Source organism: Paenibacillus sp. NPDC058071 (assembly GCF_042885235.1).
Classification (GTDB): Bacteria; Bacillota; Bacilli; order Paenibacillales; family Paenibacillaceae; genus Pristimantibacillus.
Window position 1 is genome coordinate 72,105 of record NZ_JBHVSK010000010.1, and the last position, 21,926, is coordinate 94,030.

23 protein-coding genes are annotated in these 21,926 nt (G+C 53.9%); 20 read left to right on the forward strand and 3 right to left on the reverse strand.

Annotated elements, in window-relative coordinates:
* Positions 1-426: 426 nt before the first annotated feature.
* The 15 genes from spoVAC to ACFVTB_RS17415 all read left to right on the forward strand — a co-directional run bounded on the left by spoVAC (position 427) and on the right by ACFVTB_RS17415 (position 13,360).
* Positions 427-924 (forward strand): stage V sporulation protein AC, encoded by a 498-nt coding sequence (gene spoVAC, locus ACFVTB_RS17345; protein WP_387751615.1) that lies wholly within the window; start codon positions 427-429, stop codon positions 922-924.
* A 1-nt stretch (position 925) separates the two neighbouring features.
* Positions 926-1,936: a stage V sporulation protein AD gene (gene spoVAD, locus ACFVTB_RS17350; protein WP_387751618.1), complete on the forward strand. Its 1,011-nt coding sequence runs from the start codon at positions 926-928 to the stop codon at positions 1,934-1,936.
* Positions 1,937-1,943: 7 nt separating this feature from the next.
* On the forward strand, positions 1,944-2,294 hold the full coding sequence (spoVAE, locus tag ACFVTB_RS17355; RefSeq protein WP_387751621.1) for a stage V sporulation protein AE: 351 nt from the start codon (positions 1,944-1,946) through the stop codon (positions 2,292-2,294).
* 189 nt (positions 2,295-2,483) lie between these two features.
* A complete protein-coding gene (locus ACFVTB_RS17360) occupies positions 2,484-3,440 on the forward strand; it encodes an AAA family ATPase (RefSeq protein ID WP_387751623.1) in 957 nt (318 codons plus the stop codon).
* Between the two features lie 3 nt (positions 3,441-3,443).
* Positions 3,444-4,691, forward strand: coding sequence for a DUF58 domain-containing protein (locus ACFVTB_RS17365; RefSeq protein WP_387751626.1), 1,248 nt, complete (start codon positions 3,444-3,446; stop codon positions 4,689-4,691).
* Positions 4,688-6,940: a DUF4129 domain-containing transglutaminase family protein gene (locus ACFVTB_RS17370; RefSeq protein WP_387751629.1), complete on the forward strand. Its 2,253-nt coding sequence runs from the start codon at positions 4,688-4,690 to the stop codon at positions 6,938-6,940. Before ACFVTB_RS17365 ends, ACFVTB_RS17370 begins: the two co-directional genes overlap by 4 nt.
* 178 nt (positions 6,941-7,118) lie before the next feature.
* On the forward strand, positions 7,119-7,643 hold the full coding sequence (locus ACFVTB_RS17375; protein ID WP_387752044.1) for a YqeG family HAD IIIA-type phosphatase: 525 nt from the start codon (positions 7,119-7,121) through the stop codon (positions 7,641-7,643).
* Positions 7,644-8,768, forward strand: a complete 1,125-nt coding sequence (gene yqeH / locus ACFVTB_RS17380; protein ID WP_387751632.1) for a ribosome biogenesis GTPase YqeH — start codon at positions 7,644-7,646, stop codon at positions 8,766-8,768.
* An 85-nt stretch (positions 8,769-8,853) separates the two neighbouring features.
* Entirely contained in the window at positions 8,854-9,729 is an 876-nt protein-coding gene (gene aroE / locus ACFVTB_RS17385; protein WP_387752046.1) for a shikimate dehydrogenase, read from the forward strand.
* Between the two features lie 35 nt (positions 9,730-9,764).
* Complete coding sequence (gene yhbY / locus ACFVTB_RS17390) at positions 9,765-10,061, forward strand: ribosome assembly RNA-binding protein YhbY (RefSeq protein WP_387751635.1); 297 nt, start codon at positions 9,765-9,767, stop codon at positions 10,059-10,061.
* A gap of 51 nt (positions 10,062-10,112) precedes the next feature.
* Positions 10,113-10,703, forward strand: coding sequence for a nicotinate-nucleotide adenylyltransferase (gene nadD, locus ACFVTB_RS17395; RefSeq protein ID WP_387751638.1), 591 nt, complete (start codon positions 10,113-10,115; stop codon positions 10,701-10,703).
* Positions 10,693-11,265, forward strand: coding sequence for a bis(5'-nucleosyl)-tetraphosphatase (symmetrical) YqeK (gene yqeK / locus ACFVTB_RS17400; RefSeq protein WP_387751641.1), 573 nt, complete (start codon positions 10,693-10,695; stop codon positions 11,263-11,265). Before nadD ends, yqeK begins: the two co-directional genes overlap by 11 nt.
* Complete coding sequence (gene rsfS, locus ACFVTB_RS17405) at positions 11,265-11,612, forward strand: ribosome silencing factor (RefSeq protein WP_387751644.1); 348 nt, start codon at positions 11,265-11,267, stop codon at positions 11,610-11,612. Before yqeK ends, rsfS begins: the two co-directional genes overlap by 1 nt.
* The gene (locus tag ACFVTB_RS17410) at positions 11,609-12,571 is read left to right on the forward strand and encodes a CvfB family protein (RefSeq protein WP_387751647.1); all 963 of its coding nucleotides are present in this window, start codon (positions 11,609-11,611) and stop codon (positions 12,569-12,571) included. The genes rsfS and ACFVTB_RS17410 overlap by 4 nt, the downstream gene beginning before the upstream one ends.
* A gap of 6 nt (positions 12,572-12,577) precedes the next feature.
* On the forward strand, positions 12,578-13,360 hold the full coding sequence (locus tag ACFVTB_RS17415) for a class I SAM-dependent DNA methyltransferase (RefSeq protein ID WP_387751649.1): 783 nt from the start codon (positions 12,578-12,580) through the stop codon (positions 13,358-13,360).
* A gap of 244 nt (positions 13,361-13,604) precedes the next feature.
* Here the strand turns inward: ACFVTB_RS17415 and ACFVTB_RS17420 are convergent, their stop codons facing one another.
* Together ACFVTB_RS17420 and ACFVTB_RS17425 are read right to left on the reverse strand one after the other, a co-directional pair.
* A complete protein-coding gene (locus ACFVTB_RS17420) occupies positions 13,605-14,213 on the reverse strand; it encodes a thymidine kinase (protein WP_387751652.1) in 609 nt (202 codons plus the stop codon).
* A 173-nt stretch (positions 14,214-14,386) separates the two neighbouring features.
* Positions 14,387-14,608, reverse strand: a complete 222-nt coding sequence (locus ACFVTB_RS17425) for a hypothetical protein (RefSeq protein WP_387751655.1) — start codon at positions 14,606-14,608, stop codon at positions 14,387-14,389.
* 267 nt (positions 14,609-14,875) lie between these two features.
* Here ACFVTB_RS17425 and nrdI point away from each other — a divergent pair, with 267 nt between their 5' ends.
* The 3 genes from nrdI (at position 14,876) to nrdF (ending at position 18,434) form a co-directional block, all read left to right on the forward strand.
* Positions 14,876-15,289 (forward strand): class Ib ribonucleoside-diphosphate reductase assembly flavoprotein NrdI, encoded by a 414-nt coding sequence (gene nrdI / locus ACFVTB_RS17430; RefSeq protein WP_387751657.1) that lies wholly within the window; start codon positions 14,876-14,878, stop codon positions 15,287-15,289.
* Positions 15,222-17,306 (forward strand): class 1b ribonucleoside-diphosphate reductase subunit alpha, encoded by a 2,085-nt coding sequence (gene nrdE, locus ACFVTB_RS17435; protein WP_387751660.1) that lies wholly within the window; start codon positions 15,222-15,224, stop codon positions 17,304-17,306. The genes nrdI and nrdE overlap by 68 nt, the downstream gene beginning before the upstream one ends.
* A gap of 171 nt (positions 17,307-17,477) precedes the next feature.
* Positions 17,478-18,434: a class 1b ribonucleoside-diphosphate reductase subunit beta gene (gene nrdF, locus ACFVTB_RS17440; RefSeq protein WP_387751663.1), complete on the forward strand. Its 957-nt coding sequence runs from the start codon at positions 17,478-17,480 to the stop codon at positions 18,432-18,434.
* Positions 18,435-18,696: 262 nt separating this feature from the next.
* On the opposite strand, the gene ACFVTB_RS17445 is transcribed toward nrdF, so the two are convergent.
* The gene (locus ACFVTB_RS17445; protein ID WP_387751666.1) at positions 18,697-19,902 is read right to left on the reverse strand and encodes an MFS transporter; all 1,206 of its coding nucleotides are present in this window, start codon (positions 19,900-19,902) and stop codon (positions 18,697-18,699) included.
* 165 nt (positions 19,903-20,067) lie between these two features.
* Here ACFVTB_RS17445 and ACFVTB_RS17450 point away from each other — a divergent pair, with 165 nt between their 5' ends.
* Both ACFVTB_RS17450 and ACFVTB_RS17455 read left to right on the forward strand, forming a co-directional pair.
* Positions 20,068-20,322, forward strand: coding sequence for a DUF2164 domain-containing protein (locus ACFVTB_RS17450; protein WP_387751668.1), 255 nt, complete (start codon positions 20,068-20,070; stop codon positions 20,320-20,322).
* 96 nt (positions 20,323-20,418) lie between these two features.
* Complete coding sequence (locus ACFVTB_RS17455) at positions 20,419-21,123, forward strand: YjjG family noncanonical pyrimidine nucleotidase (protein ID WP_387751670.1); 705 nt, start codon at positions 20,419-20,421, stop codon at positions 21,121-21,123.
* The last annotated feature ends 803 nt before the right edge of the window (positions 21,124-21,926 follow it).

The following is a 21,926-nucleotide window of genomic DNA, read 5'->3' on the forward strand; positions in this document are numbered from 1 at the left end:
GCATTACATCCTTTCCATTGCCGCAGCTGGCCGGCTGCGGCGGATATGCTTGTATCTTAACCTTCCTGTGTGAATAACTCCAGTTTACTTCTGCCAATTGATTCAACATTTGCATGCGGCGGGAGACGAAACCTGAGTTAGGCGCATAAACTGATGATAAAAGCCTAATCGGGAGGAATGCCTTTGAGAAGCTACTCAGCGCGCCGAAGCTCTAGACCGCTGCTGCTGCTCGTGCTTTATGTGCTGCTCGTCCTTTTGCTTTTTTGCTGTTTCTCATAATTCGTTTCTTTTATCAAAGCCGTTTTTCTCGAACGCATTTTGCGAGTGGGATGAACGGCTTTTCAGCTCGGTTACATAAGCCGCATGGAACTTACAAATAATGAAGAGGAACCAGGCGTACCATTAAGGCTTAGGAGGGATCTTGACATGTCGTCGAACGCTGCGGGCAGCAACGGCAAATATAAGAAAATGTCGATGTCGCCGAAGGAATATCAAGCTTTCGCCAAGACGAAGGAGCCGTCGCGGTCGATATTTACCAATTGCTTAAAGGCTTTTTTGTTTGGTGGAATGGTGTGCATTATAGGTCAAGCCATCCAGACGATGTTTATCCATTTGATGGGCATGAGCAAGGAGGACGCCAGCAATCCGACTGTTGCGGTGCTCATTCTCATTTCGGTTATTTTAACAAGTCTCGGCGTATACGATAAAATTGCGCAATGGGCCGGAGCGGGATCGGCCGTACCGGTGACGGGCTTCGCCAACTCGATGTGCTCCGCGGCGCTCGAGCATCGCAGCGAAGGCTTGGTGCTCGGCGTCGGCGCCAACATGTTCAAGCTCGCCGGCTCGGTTATTGTATTCGGCACCGTGGCCGCCTTCTTTGTCGGCATCGCCCATCTTTTACTGGGCACGGGCGGGGGGCACTGATATGCTGCGGGGAAAACAAACCTGGTGGTTCGAGAATCGTCCCGTCATTATCGGAGCGGCGACTGTGGTAGGGCCTGATGAGGGCGACGGGCCGCTTGCGGCCGATTTCGATCTTGTCCATCCCGAATTGGACATGCAGCAGAAAAGCTGGGAGAAGGCGGAACGGCTGCTGCTCGAGCAAGCGACTGAATTTGCGCTGCAAAACGCGCGAATCGATAAGCAGCAGCTCGAATTTTACGTCGGCGGCGATTTGATGAACCAAATTATAAGCAATAGCTTCGCTGCTAGGGCGCTCGGCGTACCGTACATCGGTGTATTCGGCGCCTGCTCGACGTCGATGGAGACGCTGGCGCTCGCTTCGCTGATGGTCAACACCAAGTCGGCGAATTATGCCATTGCCGGTACGTGCAGTCATAACTGCACGGCGGAGAAGCAATTCCGTTATCCAACCGAGTACGGATCGCAGAAGCCGCCTACCGCGCAATTTACGGTAACGGGAGCGGGCGCTGCTGTTGTCGCGGCCGAGGGAGACGGCCCGGTTGTCGAATGCGCAACGATCGGACGAATCGTCGACCTGGGCATTAAAGACCCGTTCAATATGGGCGGCGCGATGGCCCCGGCGGCGGTCGACACGATTCAAAGCCATTTCAACGACACCGGCCGTTCCCCGAAAGATTACGATTTGATCGTGACGGGCGACTTGGCCAGCGTCGGCCATCCGATCGCCAAAGAGCTGCTGATGCGTGACGGCGTCCCGATGGACGAGACGGTGTTCAAAGACTGCGGACTGATGGTGTACGACGTCGGACGGCAAAAAGTGCAAGCGGGCGGCAGCGGCTGCGCTTGCTCGGCTGTCGTCACATACGGCCATTTGCTTAAAAAGATCGCCAAAGGCGAATTGCGGCGCATTCTCGTCTGCGCGACGGGCGCGCTGTTGTCCCCACTATCTTATCAGCAAGGCGAGAGCATCCCGTGTATCGCGCACGCGGTTGCGATCAGCGGAAAGGACTGACGGTTGCATGCAATTTTTATGGGCTTTTATAGTCGGAGGGGCGATTTGCGTCGTTGGGCAGCTCATGTTCGACCTGTTCAAGTTGACTCCGGCGCATACGATGGCCACGCTCGTCGTCGTCGGCGCGATCGTGGACGGGATTGGCTGGTACGAGCCGTTAGTCGCGTTTGCGGGAGCTGGGGCGACCGTTCCGATTACGAGCTTCGGCAACGCGCTTGTCCACGGGGCGCTGACGGAGCTGCAGAAATCGGGCTGGATCGGCGTCATATCCGGCATTTTTAAAGTGACGAGCGCCGGCATATCCGCCGCCATCATTTTTTCTTTTTTGGCGGCTCTTGTCGTCAGGCCGAAAGGATAAAGCGTCGATTATGCGCTGAAAAGGTGAAGTTGGAGAGTCCCGCTGTGGGATTCTCCAATTTTTTTTGTCAAAACGCCATTTGTGTAATAGGCAGGACGTACTGTAAAATAGTACTAAATCATCCGGGGATTCTAGATCAGATGCTCACGGATGCCTAAGCATACTTTTTCCGCGGGAGGAATGTTGCACATGGAAACTCGTTTGGCCGACATGCAATTATGCTCTTCTATTCTTAATAGTCTTAACAGCTGTATCCTGGGGAAACAAGAAGAAATCGAAAGATTGTTCATAGCCGTCATTGGCGGCGGTCACGTACTGCTGGAAGATGTGCCGGGCACCGGCAAAACGCAATTAGTGAAAGCGTTGTCTAAAACAATTGGCGGTCAATTCCGGCGGATTCAATGCAATCCCGATTTGCTGCCTACCGATATTACGGGCGTGTCGATCTATCATCCGAAGCAGGAGCAGTTTATTTTCCGTCCCGGCCCGGTTATGGCGAATGTTTTGCTGGCCGACGAAATCAATCGTGCGACGACCAAGACGCAATCGGCCTTGCTGGAAGCGATGGAGGAGGGGCGAGTGACGGTAGATGGAGAGACGTATCCATTGCCTGAGCCTTTTATATTGCTGGCGACCCAGAACCCAATTGAATTCGAGGGCACCTATACGCTGCCGGAGGCGCAGCTGGACCGATTCATGATGAAGCTGTCGCTCGGTTATCCGAACGAGGCCGACGAGCAGCGCATGGTATTGTCGAGCGAAGGAAACCATCCTTCCGACCGTGCGCCTCAAGTGTCGAATATTGAAGATATAAAGCGCATCCAGACACAGGTGCTCGGCGTGCACATTGACGAAGCGGTAGGCCAATATTTGGTGCAAATTATTCGGGCAACGCGGGAGCATGCAAGCGTTCAGCTTGGCGGAAGCCCTCGCGCGGCCATTGCGCTGGCCAGAGCGGCTCGGGCGAAAGCATTCCTCGAGCAGCGGGCTTTTGTCACGCCGGATGACGTGAAGGCGCTCGCGCCGTTTGTTCTGTCCCACCGCCTGCTGCTCCATATGGAGGCAAGAATGAACGGCCTGCATGCGGAGGACATTGTAGGTCAGGTGCTGGCGCAGATTAAGGTGCCGGTCCGACTGGAGCGGTAACTTATGACGGAGAAGAAGACGACTCGCAGGCGCTGGCTGCTGATTGGCTCCATTTATACGGTCGCCTTGTTCTATTTCCTGTTTCAGGGCGGCAGGACGGCATTTATGTTGTTTATGATTTTAAATGTACTGCTGCTTTATTTATGGCTGGGCAACTGGAGCGGCATCGCCGGCGTAAACGGCAGCCGCAGGCTGAAGCAGCAAGGAGCGCAAGCGCATTCCGAGCACGCCTTGACGGCTGGAAGCTCGCTTGACGTTCATTTGTCGGTGAAAATTCCCGGCTTTTATCCAATCCCGTATGTGCTGGTGCGGGACAGTTTGTCTCGGCACAATGGACAAAGACTGGAGTTCGAATCGTCGTTCGTTCCGAATTGGAAGCGCGCCGGCGAGGTGCATTACAGTACGCCGCCGCTGCAGCGCGGCGAATATCGGTTTACGGCGACGCAATGCTTATCGCATGACGTGTTCGGCTTGTTCGAGCATGCCGGACGCTTTGAATCGGAAGCGGTGTTCAACGTGCTGCCGCAAACGGTTCCGCTGCGAGGCTGGCATGGTATGCAGCGCGGCGTAAGAGGCCCGTTCTCTCATGCAATCGCTTCTCGTTCGGCGAAGGAGACGACGCAGATCAACGGCGTTCGCGAATATTTGTACGGCGACCGGCTGTCCCGCATTCACTGGAATGCGACGGCCAAGACCGGCGAATGGAAATCGAAGGCGTTCGAGAAAGAGTCGCTTCCGCGAACGGTCATCATTTTGGACCGATTTGCAGGCGACTATCCGGCTCCGACCGCCGATCGTTTCGAGCTTGCGGTATCGACAGCGGCGTCGCTGCTAGAGAACGGGCTTAAAGGAGATACAGCTATGGGTCTCTTGTCGGTCGGTAAAAAAATGACGATGCTCGCCCCGAAGGCCGGGCCGGATCAGCGGAATGCCGCGCTCAAGCATTTGACATATGTAGACGCGGACGCGCCTCATACGATCTACAAATCGCTGTTGATGGCTGACATGTATTTGGAGCCGGGCTCGTTTGCGGTACTGATCTCGCCTGTTGCGGGAGGAGAGGCGGTCCGCGCGATGGAGTGGTTGTCCCGCAAAGGACTGCTTCCTTGTCTGATTGAGATCAGCAAGCCGACCGGCTACATTCGGGATGATGGTTGGCGGCAGTTGCTGCGCTCCAGAGGTTGGCCTGTATTTACGGTACAGCAGCTGCAAGAGCTTCCCGTCTTGCTGGAAGGGGGCAGTACGGCATGATTACGTTATGGAAGGGACTGAAGTGGGCGGGACGGCTGATCGCACCCTCCTGGTATCCAAAGCTGACCCGCATGCTGGTCGGACTGATGCTTATTCAGACGATCGCGATATTCGAAAATTTCTGGTGGGACGAAACCTATACGATCGCCTACGCTACGCTGTCTTGGGCCATTGTAATCGATCTGGTTTTGCCGTTGAAGGTCAAGCTGTGGCGGCTTCTGCTGCAGGCGGCGGTTGCCGTTATCACCGTCTTCCGTTACGTAGAGATGGAGGGCTATTCAACCTTCGAGCCGGTGACATGGCAGACGCGAATCGATTGGATCGTTCACTATGCAGTTCAGATGCACCCGTTCATCTGGATCGCAGGGGGACTGCTTGTTCTCCATGTGCTGTTTGGCAGCTGGATTACGACGCGCCCGCGCTTGATCGGATTCGTCGCCGGCAATCTGGCCGCGCTGACGATCGCCGACTCCTTTACGCCGATCTGGCTGTGGGATGAGGTGGCCTGGATTGTGTTCCTCGGCTTGCTCTGGCTGGTGGCCGCTCACTTGCACCGACTAGAGCGCGATCATCCTCGAAGCTGGCAAGAAATGCTCGAGTATCCGCTGCAGCTTATAGTCCCCGTCTCCGTCGTCCTGACGGTACTCATGACGGCGGGCTTGCTGATGCCGACGGTTTCACCGATTCTGCAAGACCCGTATACGCTTTGGAAAGAGGCTAAAGGAGAGCGGGTTAATGTCTTCCTCGGTGACAAAGGGTTGAACGAGCCTACGCAGGTCAGCACCGGCGATACAAGCTCGGGCTATGGACGGAATGATACTGCGCTGGGCGGCGGTTTTAATTACGACTTTTCGCCGGTGATGACCGTACAGAGCTCTCATCGCAGCTATTGGCGAGGCGAGTCCAAGTCCATTTACACCGGGCAGGGCTGGGAGAGCGATACGAGGGAGGATCTGGTCAGCACCGTTGCTAAAAACAGGCCGTTCGGCGTTCAATTTGAGCGCGATCTTGCCGAGACAACGACGATTGAGCAAACGTTTACGATGCTTCGCGAGGAGAAGTATCCGGTGCTTTTCGCCGCATCGCCGCCGACCATGCTGGCCTGGGTGAACAATCCCGATTTATCATTATCCACGAACGTATACTGGCATAATCAAACGGGAGAGCTGCGCTGGGCGGCTGGCGGAGAGCGATACCCCAATGCTTACGGCGTCCAATCGGAAGTGACGGTTCTGGACGAAGAAGGACTGCGCAAGACGCACGCAGGATGGGGAACGGAATTCGATCCTCGCAAAACGAGCAGCTATTTGGAACTGCCAGATGAGCTGCCGGGGCGCGTCAAGCAGCTGGCCGCAGACCTTACGAAAGGCGCCGAAAATGACTACGATCGAGCAAAGCTGATTGAAGCCTATTTGAGCACCACCTTTCCGTACACGAACAAGCCTGATTTGACAAAGCTGACGGGCCAGTCCACTGATTTTGTCGATCAATTCCTGTTCGAGCTGAAAGAAGGCTACTGCGATTATTTCTCCACTGCAATGGCGGTTATGGCGAGGTCGGTCAATTTGCCAACCCGCTGGGTGAAGGGCTTTACGCCGGGTTACCTGCCGGCGACGAATTACGGTCCGGGATACAGCGATTTGTCGGAATTCGAGTTGAACCCGGACGGTAAAGGCACGTATACGGTTCGAAACGCCGACGCCCATTCCTGGGTCGAAATTTATTTCGACGGCTATGGCTGGATTCCGTTCGAGCCTACGTCCGGCTTCTCCTTCCCGTACCGTTTTCCGACGGAAGCCATACAGGCGCCTACGGACTACGATTTTGATCTGGGCGACGCGGGCGCTGCCGAGGCGGAAGGAACGAAAGACCGGATGTGGACGATCGGCTTCTGGAGCTCTATTTCGCTGCTTGTCGCGTCGGCAATCGCGTGGGCGATTGTTCGCCGTCGCTCGATTGCTGCCACGTGGAGCAAGATCCGGTTCCGCTCCTATACAGCTGACGAGCGAATTGTTTGGGAGACCGAGCGGTTGCTTCGTAAATGCAAGCGAAAAGGATTTGAGCGGGCCGAACACGAGACACTCAGGGAAGCAGTGGCCCGCTGGGCCCAGAGCCGCAAATTGCTGCAGCAGCCGCTTCGCGAGCTGTTGGATGGCTTCGAACGAGCCAAGTACAGCCCCGCGCAGGCGACGAACGATGATGCGGATGTGTTCCAGGCGAAAGCGAAGCAACTAATCAGGCTCTTATAGACGCGCCACTTGAAGCGTTGAATCATGCAGTTGCCTCCAATATAAATGCACTTTTATTTATTCATTTCGATATGCCGTCCGCCGGTTCAAACTGGCGGCGGTATTTTTTTGCAACAAATTCGTGTTCTATGGTATAGTTTCGTAAGATAGCAGGAGAATGCAAAGGGGTCAAGCGATGATGTTCGAGAGACTGTTGCCGCACATGCGTGTGGATACGGTTTATGATATTCAGTTGGATGAGCTTTACGCAAAAGGCGTTCGAGGCATCATTACCGATTTGGACAATACGCTTGTCGGTGCCAAGGTTGCGCTCGCAACGCCGGAACTCGCAGCATGGTTGAAGAAGGTCAGCGACCGGGGCTTTAAAGTCGTGATCTTATCGAATAACAACGAGTCCAGAGTATCGAAGTTTGCGGTACCGCTTAACGTGCCGTTTGTTCATGCGGCTCGCAAGCCGGCTAACAAAGCGTTTCGTAAGGCGCTTGCCGTTCTGGGCCTCCCGCCCGAGCAAACGGTTGTCATTGGCGATCAAATGATGACCGATGTGCTTGGCGGCAATCGGATGGGCTTGTTCACCATCCTCGTAACGCCGATTGCCCCTGCTGACGAAGGAATCATGACCCGGGTCAACCGCACGATGGAGCGCATCGCGCTTTCTCGCTTGCGGAAGAGAGGGTTATGGTATGAGGGGGATAAACAGTAAATGAAAGAGCTTGAACATGTAAAAGCCGTTCATTGCGCCGGTTGCGGAATTTTGCTGCAATCGGAACAGTCGGATGCGCCGGGCTATTTGCCCGAAACGGCTTTAAAGCGCGAACCGGTCATTTGCCAGCGCTGTTTCCGTATTCGCAATTATAATGAAGCATCGTCGGTGGCGGTCGATCAGGACGATTTCTTGAAGCTGCTCGGCGGCATCGCTGCGACGAACAGTTTAGTTGTTCATATTGTCGATCTGTACGACTTTGAAGGCAGTCTGATTTCCGGCTTGCAGCGGTTTGTCGGCCAAAATCCGGTGCTGCTCGTCGTCAATAAAGTCGACTTGCTGCCCAAGTCGATGAACTTAAACCGGCTGCGCAACTGGATTCAACAGCAGGCGAAGGCGGAAGGGTTGCGAACGGTCGATATCGTTCTGTGCAGCGCGAAGCGGAACATCGGCTTCGAGCATGTCATCGAAGCACTGGACCGTTACCGGGGCGATAGGGACGTTTACGTCGTTGGCGCGACCAACGTTGGCAAATCGACGCTTATTAACCGGTTGATCAATGATTACAGCGATTTGGAGCGCGAGCTGACAACGTCCCGTTACCCGGGCACGACGCTGGACGCGATTCATATTCCGCTTGACGACGGCAAATCGATCATCGATACGCCGGGAATCGTATACACTTCGCGGATGACGGAAATTGTGCCGCGCAGCTTCCTCGGTTCCTTGCTGCCGGATAAGCCGATCAAACCGCTTGTTTATCAGTTGAACGACGGCCAGACGCTGTTCATCAACAGCCTGGTTCGCTTTGATTTTGTCGAAGGAGAACGTCAATCGTTTACGTTGTACGTATCCAACGCCATGAATGTGCACCGGACGAAGCTGGAGCGGGCCGACAAGCTGTACGAGGAGCATCGAGGCGAGCTTCTGGGCGCTCCATCGAAGGAAGAACTCGACGAGATGCCGCCGTGGACCCGCCACTCGCTGCGGATTCCGCGCGGTGTGAAGAAGGATATATTCATCTCTGGTCTAGGCTGGATTCAAGCGAACGGCACGACGGGAGCGATTGTCGACCTATACGCGCCGAAGGGCATTAAGGTGATGTTGAGAGACTCGCTGATTTAACCGGGAGAAGCGAACAGGCGGCGGAGCGGCAGTGCCGGCTCCGCTAGCCGACCTTTGGGAGAGGGGCGAATCAGTCTTGACTGGAATGAACGAGCATTTGCCCGAGAGCGGCCGGATCGACAGTCATACCGTCTTGTACGGCGTCATTGGCGATCCGGTCCGCCATTCGAAATCACCGATTATGATGAATCGGGCATTTCAGGAGACGGGCATCAACGGCGTATACGCCGCTTTTCATATTACGCCGGACAAGCTGGCCGATTTCGTGGCGGGCGTGAAGGCGATGGGCATCCGGGGCGTCAATGTGACGATTCCTCATAAGCTGGATATTATGAAGCATATGGATCATATCGATCCCGGAGCCGAAGCGATCGGGGCGGTCAATACGATTGTGAACGACAACGGCACGTTGATCGGCTACAACACCGATGGCATTGGCTATGTTCGTTCCTTGAAGGAGGAAGCCGAGCCGTCGATCGAGGGGAAGAAGATCGTCGTCATCGGTGCAGGCGGCGCTTCGAGAGGGATCGTCTACGCACTCGCGGGCGAACGGCCGGCGCTTATTACGATCGCCAACCGAACGGAAGACAAGGCGCTGGAGCTGGCCCGAGCGCTCCGCGGCAAAGCGGAGGCAAGAGCAATCACAAGCGAACACTTGAAGGAAGCTTGCCGGCAAGCCGATATTGTTATCAATACGACGTCGGTCGGTATGTTTCCGAAGACGGACGAAAGTCCGGTCGACGCTTCCTGGCTGAAGGAAGGCGCCGTTGCAAGCGATTTGATTTACAATCCGATGAAGACGAAGTTTTTGCAGGATGCGGAAAGCGCGGGCTGCCGAAGCCACGGAGGCCTAGGCATGTTTATTTACCAAGGCGCTTACGCCTTCGAATATTGGACCGGCCGGACCGCTCCGGCAGCAGCCATGCGCGAGACGGTTTTGGCGGCGCTGCAAAGCGGGTAATGAACCCTATATAGATGAAAGAAGGTATTTCAGGCATGTTGACAGGCAAACAAAAACGCCATTTGCGCTCGCTGGCGCATCATTTACAGCCTATTTTCCAAGTAGGCAAAGGCGGTACGAACGAACAGCTCGTGCGGCATATCGAGGAAGCGATCGAGGTGCGGGAGCTAATCAAGCTGTCGGTACTGAATAATTGCCTCGACGATCCGCGCGAGATCGGCGCTGAGGTGGCCGAAGCATCGGGTGCGGAGCTCGTGCAGGTAATCGGCAAAACGATCGTGCTTTATAAGCGGTCCAGCGAAGAAAAATACCGTAAAATCGAGCTGCCATAACTTCTGGACGGAGCGGCAGCTACAGGAACAGAGTGAGAAGGGGCAAAGAGGATGGCAGCGATAGGCATTATGGGCGGCACGTTCGATCCGATTCATATCGGCCATTTGATTGCAGCAGAAACGGCGCTTGACCGGTCCGGATTGGAAGAGGTTTGGTTCATTCCGACGTATATGCCGCCCCTGAAAGACGGCAAGCCCGGCGCGGACGGCGAATTGCGCCTTCAAATGGTGGAGGAGGCGATTCGGCCCCATGCCGCCTTCCGGGCGGTCGACATCGAGCTTACCCGTGGAGGCACGAGTTATTCGGTCGACACGGCAACCGCTCTGACAAGCCTTTATCCACAGCATACATTTGCTTATATTATCGGTTCGGACCGGGTCAATGACTTGCCTAGCTGGCATCGCATCGAAGAGCTTGCTTCTCTCGTGACCTTTATCGGGCTGGAGAGAGAAGGGACGGAAGCCCGTCTCGGCGGCTTGCCCGGCTATTTGCAGGAGCAGCTTACGCTCGTTGCGATGCCGCCGATTGGCGTATCGTCGACCGATATTCGCGAACGGGTGCGTACCGGGCGTTCGATCCGCTACTTGGTGCCGGATGCGGTTAACGAGTTGATTCGAAGGAGAGGGCTTTATGAATCGTGAACAGATGATCGAATCCGTGAAGGCGCAAATGCCTGAGAAACGCTGGCAGCATACGGTCGGCGTCATGGAGACGGCGGTCGTGCTCGCCGAACGTTACGGGGAAGATCCGGCTCGCGCAGAGCTGGCCGCCATCCTGCATGACGTGGCGAAATACTGGCCGATAGCGAAGATGGAGCAAATCATTCGCGATCAGCGGCTCGACTTTAGCTTGCTAGCTCACGATAAGCAGTTATGGCACTCCGAGGTCGGCGCGTGGTCGGCCGAGCACGAATACGGCGTTACGGATCAGGGCGTTATCGACGCGATTCGCTACCACACGTCGGGAAGAGTCGGCATGACGAAGCTGGACAAGATCGTCTGTCTGGCCGACTACATGGAGCCGGGTCGCGATTTTCCGGGAGTGGACCGAGTTAGAGAACTGAGCGGGGAAAGCTTGGAGCGGGCGCTCGTTGCCGGCTTCGACTCGACGATTTCTTTTCTGTTGAGTAAAGAAAAAGCGATTTTTCCGGTTACGATAGAAGCAAGAAACGATTTAATTCAACAATTACGGGAGGCTGAGTAATGACGGTACATTCGGATGAACTGCTGCAAATTACAGTTACGGCGGCGGAAGATAAAAAAGCGATGAGGGTCGTCGCGCTGAACTTGAAAGAAATATCGCTGGTGGCTGATTATTTTGTAATTTGCCACGGCAACTCGGATACGCAAGTGCAGGCGATTACGACGGAAATTCGCAAGCAGGCGGAACTGAAGGGCGTTCGTGTGCGCGGCATCGAGGGCATGGATTCGGCTAGATGGGTACTGATCGACTTGGGCGACGTTATCGTCCACGTATTCCATCGCGACGAGCGCGACTACTACAATATTGAGAAGCTGTGGTCCGACGCGAAGGTTGTGGAATTCGCATGAGCTGGATCGCCGGCACAATACAAACACTGAGGGTGGCACGTGAAGTGTCGCCCTACGGTTATTTTTTGACCGATGGAGAGTCGGAGGTGCTCATGCACTACACCGAGCTGGTCGGCAAGAAGCCGAAGCTGGAGGACGAGGTTGAGGTGTTTCTGTATTTCGATACGGAGGACCGAATTGCGGCGACGATGAAAAAGCCGTATTTAACGCTTGGACAAATGGCTCGTCTGAAAGTGGCGGACGTCCATCCGCGCCTCGGCTGCTTCCTCGAAATCGGACTTGGCCGGCAATTGCTGCTGCCGCTGTCGGAACTGTCTGAGAAGGTTGAGTACCGTCCGTTGCCAGGCGACGAGGTGCATGTCGTGCTCGGCCATGACAAGGCGGGCCGGCTGCTCGCGACGTTGGCCGGCGAGGACGAGATTGGCCCGCTAGTCTTTGATGCGCCGGCAAGCTGGCGCAATCAGTGGGTTGAGGGCTGGGTGACGAAGTCGCTGCAAATGGGTTCCTTCGTACTCGTCGATGGGGGCGTCGTCGGATTCGGCGTATACGGCCTTATCCCAGCGCCGGAGCGGACAAGACCTCTTCGTCTCGGGGAACGGATCTCGGGACGCGTGACGTTTATTCGCGAGGACGGACGCGTCAATCTGTCGATGGCGAAGTTGAAGCAGGAGGGACGGGTCGAGGACGCTGACCGTATCCTGGCGTTTCTGAATGAACGTCCCGGCGGCGGCATGCCGTATTCCGACGAATCTCCGGCCGAGGCAATCAAGCAGAGATTCCAAATTAGCAAATCGGCGTTCAAGCGGGCGATCGGCAAGCTGATGCGCGAAGGGCTTGTGACGCAAAGAGGAAGCTGGACCTATTTGAGCGAGAAAGCGCCGGGAACCGGCGCAAGCTTGGACGACGCGGATTCTGTCTTGGATAGCGAGAAGCCGTCCGCGCCGCGATCGGAGGAGTAGAGGCAAATGGAAGAAGCCTACGAGTACGACGCTTACGGCGAGTTTGCGTCGGTCTACGACCGGCTGATGGAAGATATGCCGTACGAGGAATGGCTTCGCTTTGCGGAAGCGTGCTGGAGCCGCTACGGCAAGCCGTCTTCCGTCGCCGATCTCGGCTGCGGGACGGGCAGCGTCGCGATCCCGTTGGCGCTGTCGGGAATGAGCGTGTACGGCATCGATTTGTCGCCGGACATGCTAACCATTGCCAGCAGCAAATGGGAGGAAGCGGCTGCGGGCGCCCGCGTTAAAGGCGCTGTGACTTGGTTGGAGCAGGATATGCGCGACTGGGCGCTGCCGCAGGAAGTGGATGCGGTTGTCTCATTCTGCGACTGTATCAATTATTTGACAGAGGAAAGCGACGTGGAAGAGGCGTTCCGCGCGGCTTACGCAGGATTGCGCAGCGGAGGGTTGTTTCTATTCGATGTTCAGGCGCCTTCGACGTTCGTCCGCTACTCTGATGAGCAGCCCTTCGTTCTGGACGAGGATGACGTGGCCTATATTTGGACCTGCGAGCTCGACGAAGCACGCTGCGAGATCGAGCATCGCTTAACGATATTCGCAAGCGACGGAGGCGGCGATGAACGCTTCCGTCGCTTTGAGGAAATTCAGCGCCAGCGCGCCTACGATCCGGAATGGATGGAAGCGGCGCTGCTCCGCGCAGGCTTCTCGTCCGTCGACCGTTACGCCGACTTCGAGCTGAAGCCGGCGGGTAAGCAGGCGCAGCGGCTGTTTTTCGCAGCCGTGAAGTAAAGCTGCCTCCGTATATATTGTGCGTATTTTATAGCAAGCAAAAGAACAGGGATGTTCCGCCGCCGGCTTGACCGACGCGGAACATCCCTTGTTTTATGCCGTTATGCCGAGTGCCGGCACTTTCTGTACCAGAACGGCCTGCTTGTTTTCTCAGATGCTAGTGCGAGACGATGCGACGACTGATCTTCTCATCGTCTTGCCGCTCGCTTCTGGGGTCGTTCTCCAGACTTCATAATCGGCCTTCTCAGCCCTTCGACCGCTCGGCCTCCGCAAGGTCCGGCGGAACGAAGCAACGGCGGCAGCGAGGCTCGTAGCTCTCCGTATCGCCGATGAGAAAGAGGGGACCAAGCGTCGCCGGTTTGCCGTTCACGATTCGCTGCGTGAAGGCTGCGTCCGGACTGCCGCAGCAGGCGCAGAAGGAGGTTAGCTTAACGATTTCGTCGGCAATGGCGAGCAGCTCGCCGATTGAGCCGAACGGCTTGCCTCGATAATCCATGTTCAAGCCGTCGAGGATGACATGCTTTCCCCGGCGGGCAAGCTCTTCGGTGAGTTCAACGATCGGTTCCGAGAAAAATTGCGCTTCGTCGAAGGCAACTACGTCCGCATGAATCGTCTCCGTCAACACTTGGCTGACGACGGTTGGCGTCATTTCCTTTGGTATATGGCCAGCGGGCAAGCGATAGCCGATTCGGCTTGCGATGTCGTCCTCTCCGAACCGGTTGTCTTCGGTCGGCTTGTAGGCCCGCACCTTTTTGCGGCCGTATTGCATGAGCTTCTGACAGCGCCGGATCAACTCGCCCGATTTCTCCGAGAACATCGGGCCGATAATGACGGTAATGGTGCCTCTGTCCATAAAACGGCAGTTCTCCTCTATCGGTCGTATCGCCGCAGACATGTCGCTTCATGTGTGCGATTGTATTATTTTAGCAATAACAGTCATTCTTGTAACAGGGGCGTGCGACATCGTTCGAGCCTCTTTTTTTTGCGATCGGAGTTATTCGTTTGGAACGAAATACTCGTTTTGTGCTATTCCCGAAGAGCATCCTTCAGCCGGCTGTTCATGCTGTCTGCAGATGCCGGTACGCGAGCGGACAAGCGTCTCATTTTTTGATTTTCACGTTTCAGCCGTTCGTTCTCGCGGGTTAAAAATTGAAGGGTGGGCAGCAGCTCGGGCACCTCGTAGCCGGCGTCGCGGAATAGCTTTTCCACCGCTTCCCGCAGCTCGTTTATCTTTTTTTCTTCTTCCATGGGGGCCTCCATTTTATCTATAAACTGTCACTATCCCATCATATCCGTATCTGGTAGAATAGTCGAGTGACTCAAAAAAACGGTTAAAAATTTCTCCATAAATTGCATTGACGAGAACTATATATTGAGGTAGAATCAATTTCATCGACTAGATCTTGCGGTTGGGTCGATGAACCAACAAGATGTTGTCAACTAGCGCATTTGACGGATTCCGATAGTCAGAAGCGCTTTTATATTGCAGTAATATGGTGAAGGAGAGAGAGAAGCATGCTGGTTGTTTATGATTCCAGGACGGGCAATGTCAAGCGTTTTATTAACAAGCTGAACATGCGGGCGATGCCGATTACGGAGAACAGCACAGTAGATGAGCCCTTTGTCATGGTCACCTATACGACCGGCTTCGGACAGGTTCCGGAGCGGGTCATGTCGTTTCTGAAACAGAACGGGAAAAATCTTCGCGGGGTGTCAGCGAGCGGCAACCGAAACTGGGGGAACGGCTTCGCGAAGAGCGCGGATACGATCTCGGAAATATTTAGCGTGCCTGTTATTTTGAAGTTTGAATTATCCGGAACAAATCAAGATTTGGAATATTTTGTCGAAAGGGTGCGGAATATTGAAACATATCGAACTGAACAACGAATTGATGCAACGCGGAGCGGACGGCTTCTATCAATTGGATAAAGACAAGGAAGCGGTCGCCGCTTTTATGGAGGAAGTGGACCGGAAGAGCATGAAGTTCGGCTCCTTGCAGGACAAGCTGGACTACTTAATTAAGAACGATTATTACGATGATGTGTTCGAGAAATATACATATGAGCAAATCGAGGCTGTTTTCGACCTAGCCCATGGAAGCGGTTTCCAATTTGAATCTTATATGGCAGTTTCGAAGTTCTATAAAGACTACGCGATGAAATCGAATGACAAATCGCAATACCTCGAGCAATATCCGGATCGCGTCGCGATCGTTGCTCTTCACCTTGGCGAAGGAGACGGAGAGAGGGCGCTGCGCATCGCCGACGCGATGATCGAGCAGCGTCTGCAGCCGGCAACCCCAACCTTCCTGAACGCGGGCAAAAGCCGTCGCGGCGAAATGGTATCCTGCTTCCTGCTTGAAATGGATGATTCCTTGAACTCGATCAACTACGTGCTCGGCACTTGTATGCAGCTGTCCAAAATCGGCGGCGGCGTAGCTGTCAACCTGTCGAAGCTGCGCGGACGCGGCGAGTCGATCAAAGGGGTTGAAGGCGCGGCGAAAGGCGTTATGCCGGTATTGAAGCTGATGGAGGACGCATTCTCCTACGCCGATCAGATGGGTCAGCGTAAAGGCTCCGGCGCGGGCTACTACAACATTTTCGGCTGGGACATTATCGAATTCCTCGATTGCAAAAAGATTAACGCGGACGAGAAGTCCCGTATCAAGACGCTGTCGATCGGCCTGATTATTCCTAATAAATTTTACGAGCTGGCCGCACAAAACAAGCCGCTCAACGTATTTGGTCCTTATTCCGTTTATAAAGCGTACGGCCGTCACCTGGACGACATGGACATGGACGAAATGTACGAAGAATTGCTTGCAAATGATCAAGTAGTCAAAAAAGTGGTTATGAACGCACGCGACATGATGACGAAAATCGCTTCGATTCAGCTGGAATCCGGCTACCCTTACATTATGAACAAATCGAATGCGAACCGCGTCCATGCGCTTAAAGATATCGGCTCGATCAAAATGTCGAACCTTTGCACCGAAATTTTCCAAGTGCAGGAAACGTCCGAAATTAACGACTACGGCATCGACGATGTTATCCGCCGCGATATTAGCTGCAACCTGGCTTCCTTGAACATCGTGAACGTCATGGAACGCAAGAAAATTAAGGAGTCCGTGCAGGTCGGCATCGAAGCGTTGACGACGGTCAGCGACCTGTCCAACATCGACAATGCTCCGGGCGTCCGCAAGGCGAACGAAGATCTTCATTCCGTCGGTCTCGGCGCGATGAACCTGAACGGCTACCTGGCGAAAAACAAAATTTCGTACGAGAGCGAAGAAGCGAAGCAATTCGCGAGCGCGTTCTTTATGATGATGAACTATTACTCGATTGAACAAAGCATGCTGATCGCGAAAGAGCGCGGCACTACGTTCAAAGATTTCGATCGTTCCGAGTATGCGAAAGGCACGTACTTCACTCGTTACATCGAAACGGATTTCCGTCCGGTATCGGAGCGCGTGAAGGAATTGTTCGAAGGCATGGAAATTCCGTCGCCGCAAGACTGGGCGAAACTGAAGGAGCAAGTGCAGCAGCATGGCCTGTACCATGCTTATCGTTTGGCGATCGCGCCAACGCAAAGCATCTCCTACATCCAAAATGCAACGTCAAGCGTTATGCCGATCGTCGAGCACATCGAGACTCGCACGTATGCGAACTCGACGACGTACTACCCGATGCCGTTCCTGAACGCTGAAACGCAATGGTTCTACAAATCGGCGTACAACATCGACCAGTTCAAGCTGATCGATCTGATTTGGGAAATTCAGCAGCACGTCGATCAAGGCATTTCGACCGTTTTGCATGTTAATAGCTCCGTATCGACACGCGAACTCGCGCGCTTCTATATTTATGCTGCGCAAAAAGGGCTCAAATCGCTCTATTACACGAGAACGAAACGTCTTTCCGTTGAGGAATGCACGAGCTGCGCCGTCTAATAGCGAGTATCGTTTAAGTAAAAAGCTGCGCCTATGGACGCGGGTCCGGCGCAGCTTTTTGCCGCGTATAAACAAATAATCTTAACGATTTACTACTATAAAAGGAGCGCCGCTCGTCCTTGTAGAGAAGACCGAACGGGACGATGCGCCGGCAAAGGAGCAGAATAGGATATGAAAGCAGTAAACTGGAACCGTCCGGATGACGATTTTACTTTAACGTTCTGGCAGCAGAACGTCATGCAATTTTGGACGGACGAAGAGATTCCTTTGTCTGACGACAAGATGGACTGGATGGAGATGACCGACACCGAGCGCACCGTTTATAAAAACGTCCTCGGCGGTTTGACCTTGCTCGATACGCTGCAAGGCGGCGTCGGCATGCCGAAAATTTTGGAGCATGTGGACGGCTTGCAGCGCAAAGCGGTGCTGGCGTTTATGTCGATGATGGAGCAAATTCATGCGAAGTCGTACAGCAGCATTTTCACCACGCTCGCTTCGACCGAAGAAATCGACGCTATTTTCCAATGGGTTGAGAACAACGAGCAGCTGCAAAAGAAAGCGAAGCTGATCTCGTCCTGGTATACAGGTATTGAGACGAAGCAGCAATTGTACAAAGCAATGGCGGCTTCCGTATTCCTGGAAAGCTACCTGTTCTACAGCGGCTTCTTCTATCCGTTGTACCTAGCTGGACAAGGCAAAATGACGAGCAGCGGCGAAATTATCGACTTGATTCTTCGCGACGAGAGCATTCACGGCCTGTACGTTGGCGTGCTCGCGCAGGAGCTGTATCAAGAGTTCAGCGCGGAAGAGCAAGCAAGTCTGAAAGCCGAACTGTATGAGCTGCTGGAAACGTTGTATGAGAACGAAGTGGTCTATACGGACACATTGTACAGCCCGATCGGCCTGCAGGAAGAAGTAAAAACGTACGTGCGCTATAATGCCAACAAAGCGCTGATGAACCTTGGCTTCGAGCCGCATTTCCCGGAAGAGCCGGTCAATCCGATCGTCTTCAACGGCATCAGCACGCATACGAAGCAGCATGACTTCTTCTCGAAAAAAGGAAACGGCTACGTTCGTACCGTTCATGTCGAGCAATTGAGAGACGAGGACTTCCAATTTAATTTCTAATTTTCAATTTGAAATGGCAAGCAGCATTCATTGATAACTGTATGATAAGACCAGCCGTGCATTCGGCTGGTCTTTATTTATGTAATAACGTATAAAACGATTCGTCCAAGCGAAAGCGTTCGCATGATCATAACGATAACTATGCCGGACTGGCGGTCGCATAGCCTGTCTGTATGACAATGAAAAAAGCCCGTTCCTGCAAGGTGAGCAGGAATCGGGCTTTCCATAGCTAACTTCGGATATTGTCAGTACGAGGAAATGGTTACCTTGTTGCTTGCTGAACCTTTCTGGCGTTTACCTTGGCATCAAGCAGGCGGCTTAATACGACGCCGATCAACCCGATCGCCGCAAGCGAAGCGGCCAGCCAAGTGAGCGACTCCAAGCCGAACATGGTAATGGACACACCGCCGGCATAAGCGCCGAACGCATTGCCGATATTAAGCGCCGAATGATTGGCTGTCGCTGTCAGCATCGGTGCATCCCCGGCCAGCGTCATCGTGCGCAACTGGATGCCCGGCATAATGGCAAAAGCGGCGATTCCCCATATAAAGATAGTCACAACACCAAGAATGGGATTCGACAGCATGACGGTCAGCACGGCTAAAATAATAGCCAGCGCCGCGTAGTTAACAGTGAGATAAGGAAGCGGCTTCCAATCGGCGAGTCTTCCCCCGATGATGTTGCCGACCGTTACGCCAACGCCGAAAATAACGAGAATCCAAGTCACGCTGCTCTCCTTAAAGCCGCTGATCGTTTGCAGCACCGGCGAAATGTAAGTGAACAGCGAGAACAGGCTGGCGCAGCCGAACAAGCCGAACAGCAGCGTCAGCAGCACTTGCGGCTTCAGTACGCTGCGTACCTCTTGAGCCAGGCTGGCAGTCTTCTCCTGCGGGATAACCGGAATAAACCGGGCGATGCCAATCAACGACAATACGCCAAGCACCGTAATGACGCCGAACGAGGAACGCCATCCGAAGTGCTGGCCGATAAAGGTGCCGATCGGAACGCCGATGATATTGGCAATCGTCAATCCCGCCAGCACGATCGACACCGCGCTGCCTCTTCGTTCGGGAGCGACGAGGTAAGTGGCGATCAGCGATCCGACCCCAAGGAACGTGCCGTGCGCAAGCGCCGTCAGCACCCGGGCTCCTACGAGCAGCGGATACGTGGGAGCGATCATCGACAAGGCATTGCCGATAATAAAAATGCCCATTAATAGTACGAGCAGCCGTTTTTTCGGCTGAGAATGCGTCAGCATCGTCAGCACCGGCGCGCCGATCGCGACGCCAAGCGCGTAGCCGGTAATAATTTGTCCCGCCTGCGAGATCGTGACGTGCAGGTCGTCGGCCACGTTGGGCAGCAAGCCCATCACGAGAAATTCGGTCATTCCAATTGCGAATGCGCCGATGGTAAGGCAAATAAGCGAAAGCGGGAATGCTCTTTCCGCCTGTTTTACAGCCGTAGTCATTATTGCGATTCTCCTGTCTGTTATCGACTCTATCTGTATCTTCTATCGGTACAGATACATTGAATCATAATGCCAAACGAAGGAACGCACAATAACTAATCTTGCTTTTTTTTTCGCAAATGTTGTTTACTTAAGAGGATGTATTTCAAAGGAGGCGATTCGCCAATGATGAAGTTGAAGCTTCAGCGGGAACAAAAGGAAGCCTTGATCGAAAGTGTGCAGCATTATTTCGAGACGGAACGCTCGGAAACGATCGGCTCTATTGCGGCTGAGCAGCTGCTTGACTATATGATTCAGGAGCTCGGACCCCATATCTACAATCACGCCATTAAAGATGCACGGAAAACGGTGTCGGAGCGGCTGCAAAGCGTAGAAGACGATCTGTACGCGCTTGAGCAAAACATACCGGGCCGCCGATAAACACTTGGCAGCGGATGCAATATGCGATGGACGAATGGAAGATAAGATTTGAATGAAGGATCAGAGTTGAAAGATGGGAAAGAGGTAGAAGATCGAATGGGAAAATACGAAGTCATACTCATTGACGCAGACGACACGCTATTTGACTTCGGCAAAGCCGAAGCGCATGCGCTGCAAAGCGTGCTGCGGGAAATCGGCGTCGATTTGGAAGCGGATGGAGACGGTCCGGAAAGCTATACCGGCCGTTACCTCGCGATTAATGCGCAGTTGTGGAAAGACTTAGAGGCTGGACTAGTCACGACATCACAGCTGCGGCAGGAGCGTTTTCGCCGTTTGCTCGATGGTGATACGAAGATCGCGCTGCATCCCGATGCCGTCAGCAACCGGTACTTGGAGCTGCTTGGCGAAGGCGCGTTTTTGCTGGAAGGGGCGGCTGCATTGTGCAAGGAGCTTGCGGCTAAAGCGCGGGTTGCGGTCGTAACGAACGGAATCAAGGATGTGCAGATCAACCGCATCGCCCGTTCCGGTCTGGCTGACTGCTTCGAGCAGGTGATCGTATCGGAAGATACCGGTTTCCAGAAGCCGCAGACCGGCATTTTCGACCACACGTTCGGCAAGCTGGGCATCCGCGACAAACATAATGTGCTGATGGTCGGCGATTCGCTCACTTCTGATATAAAAGGCGGCAACAATTACGGCATCGATACGTGCTGGTACAATCCGTCGGGCAAACCGAACACGACCGACATCCGGCCAACCTACGAAATTCGCTCCTATACGGAGTTGCTCGCCCTGCTATAGGCTACTATAAGCAGCGGTGGATGAATCAAGAGAAGTAAGGCAGTTATTGCAAGCGTCAATCCATGGGTTATGCGCACAAACGCATCAAACGCGCTAAACGCGCCAAACGCATCAAACTAACCAAACGCATCGAACTCATCAAACTCATCAAACGCATCAAACGCATCAAACGCACCAAAGGCGCCAAACGCAACCAAACACAACCAAACACAATCAAACACAACCAAACACACCAAAGGCGCCGGGCTTCAGGACGCAGCACGATAGCGGCAGTCCCGCCGTTTGTTGGCAAACCCCGCCAATGTACGCGCCCCCGCCAAATAACTGCCAATTTGCATTTATTTCCTCAAATTGTGATGGGTAGGGGATGAATAACTGCGTTTTGGCAGTTATTCCAAGCGTCAACCCGATGCTTGTAGGCACAGCCCGCCAAATAACTGCCAATTTGCATTTATTTCCTCAAATTGTGATGGGTAGGGGATGAATAACTGCGTTTTGGCAGTTATTCCAAGCGTCAACCCGCTGATTGTAGGCACAGCCCGCCAAATAACTGCCAATTTGCAGTTATTTCCTTAAATTGTGGTGGATAGGGGAAGAATAACTGCGTTTTGGCAGTTATTTCAAGCGTCAACCCGCTGATTGTAGGCACTCCCCGTCAAATAACTGCCAATTCGCATTTATTTCCTCAAATTGTGATGGATAGGGGAAGAATAACTGCGTTTTGGCAGTTATTCCAAGCGTCAACCCGCTGATTGTAGGCACAGCCCGCCAAATAACTGCCAATTTGCAGTTATTTCCTTAAA

Excerpts from the sequence above, each read along its gene's own strand:
- ACFVTB_RS17370 (WP_387751629.1), top strand. The coding sequence starts at position 4,688 with ATGATTACGTTATGGAAGGGACTGAAGTGGGCGGGACGGCTGATCGCA.
- ACFVTB_RS17420 (WP_387751652.1), bottom strand. The coding sequence starts at position 14,213 with ATGGACAGAGGCACCATTACCGTCATTATCGGCCCGATGTTCTCGGAG.
- spoVAE (WP_387751621.1), top strand. The coding sequence starts at position 1,944 with ATGCAATTTTTATGGGCTTTTATAGTCGGAGGGGCGATTTGCGTCGTT.
- ACFVTB_RS17365 (WP_387751626.1), top strand. The coding sequence starts at position 3,444 with ATGACGGAGAAGAAGACGACTCGCAGGCGCTGGCTGCTGATTGGCTCC.
- ACFVTB_RS17375 (WP_387752044.1), top strand. The coding sequence starts at position 7,119 with ATGTTCGAGAGACTGTTGCCGCACATGCGTGTGGATACGGTTTATGAT.
- ACFVTB_RS17360 (WP_387751623.1), top strand. The coding sequence starts at position 2,484 with ATGGAAACTCGTTTGGCCGACATGCAATTATGCTCTTCTATTCTTAAT.
- yhbY (WP_387751635.1), top strand. The coding sequence starts at position 9,765 with ATGTTGACAGGCAAACAAAAACGCCATTTGCGCTCGCTGGCGCATCAT.
- ACFVTB_RS17455 (WP_387751670.1), top strand. The coding sequence starts at position 20,419 with ATGGGAAAATACGAAGTCATACTCATTGACGCAGACGACACGCTATTT.
- nrdF (WP_387751663.1), top strand. The coding sequence starts at position 17,478 with ATGAAAGCAGTAAACTGGAACCGTCCGGATGACGATTTTACTTTAACG.
- ACFVTB_RS17415 (WP_387751649.1), top strand. The coding sequence starts at position 12,578 with ATGGAAGAAGCCTACGAGTACGACGCTTACGGCGAGTTTGCGTCGGTC.
- nrdI (WP_387751657.1), top strand. The coding sequence starts at position 14,876 with ATGCTGGTTGTTTATGATTCCAGGACGGGCAATGTCAAGCGTTTTATT.
- ACFVTB_RS17450 (WP_387751668.1), top strand. The coding sequence starts at position 20,068 with ATGATGAAGTTGAAGCTTCAGCGGGAACAAAAGGAAGCCTTGATCGAA.
- aroE (WP_387752046.1), top strand. The coding sequence starts at position 8,854 with ATGAACGAGCATTTGCCCGAGAGCGGCCGGATCGACAGTCATACCGTC.
- ACFVTB_RS17410 (WP_387751647.1), top strand. The coding sequence starts at position 11,609 with ATGAGCTGGATCGCCGGCACAATACAAACACTGAGGGTGGCACGTGAA.
- spoVAD (WP_387751618.1), top strand. The coding sequence starts at position 926 with ATGCTGCGGGGAAAACAAACCTGGTGGTTCGAGAATCGTCCCGTCATT.
- ACFVTB_RS17425 (WP_387751655.1), bottom strand. The coding sequence starts at position 14,608 with ATGGAAGAAGAAAAAAAGATAAACGAGCTGCGGGAAGCGGTGGAAAAG.
- spoVAC (WP_387751615.1), top strand. The coding sequence starts at position 427 with ATGTCGTCGAACGCTGCGGGCAGCAACGGCAAATATAAGAAAATGTCG.
- nadD (WP_387751638.1), top strand. The coding sequence starts at position 10,113 with ATGGCAGCGATAGGCATTATGGGCGGCACGTTCGATCCGATTCATATC.
- rsfS (WP_387751644.1), top strand. The coding sequence starts at position 11,265 with ATGACGGTACATTCGGATGAACTGCTGCAAATTACAGTTACGGCGGCG.
- ACFVTB_RS17445 (WP_387751666.1), bottom strand. The coding sequence starts at position 19,902 with ATGACTACGGCTGTAAAACAGGCGGAAAGAGCATTCCCGCTTTCGCTT.
- yqeK (WP_387751641.1), top strand. The coding sequence starts at position 10,693 with ATGAATCGTGAACAGATGATCGAATCCGTGAAGGCGCAAATGCCTGAG.
- yqeH (WP_387751632.1), top strand. The coding sequence starts at position 7,644 with ATGAAAGAGCTTGAACATGTAAAAGCCGTTCATTGCGCCGGTTGCGGA.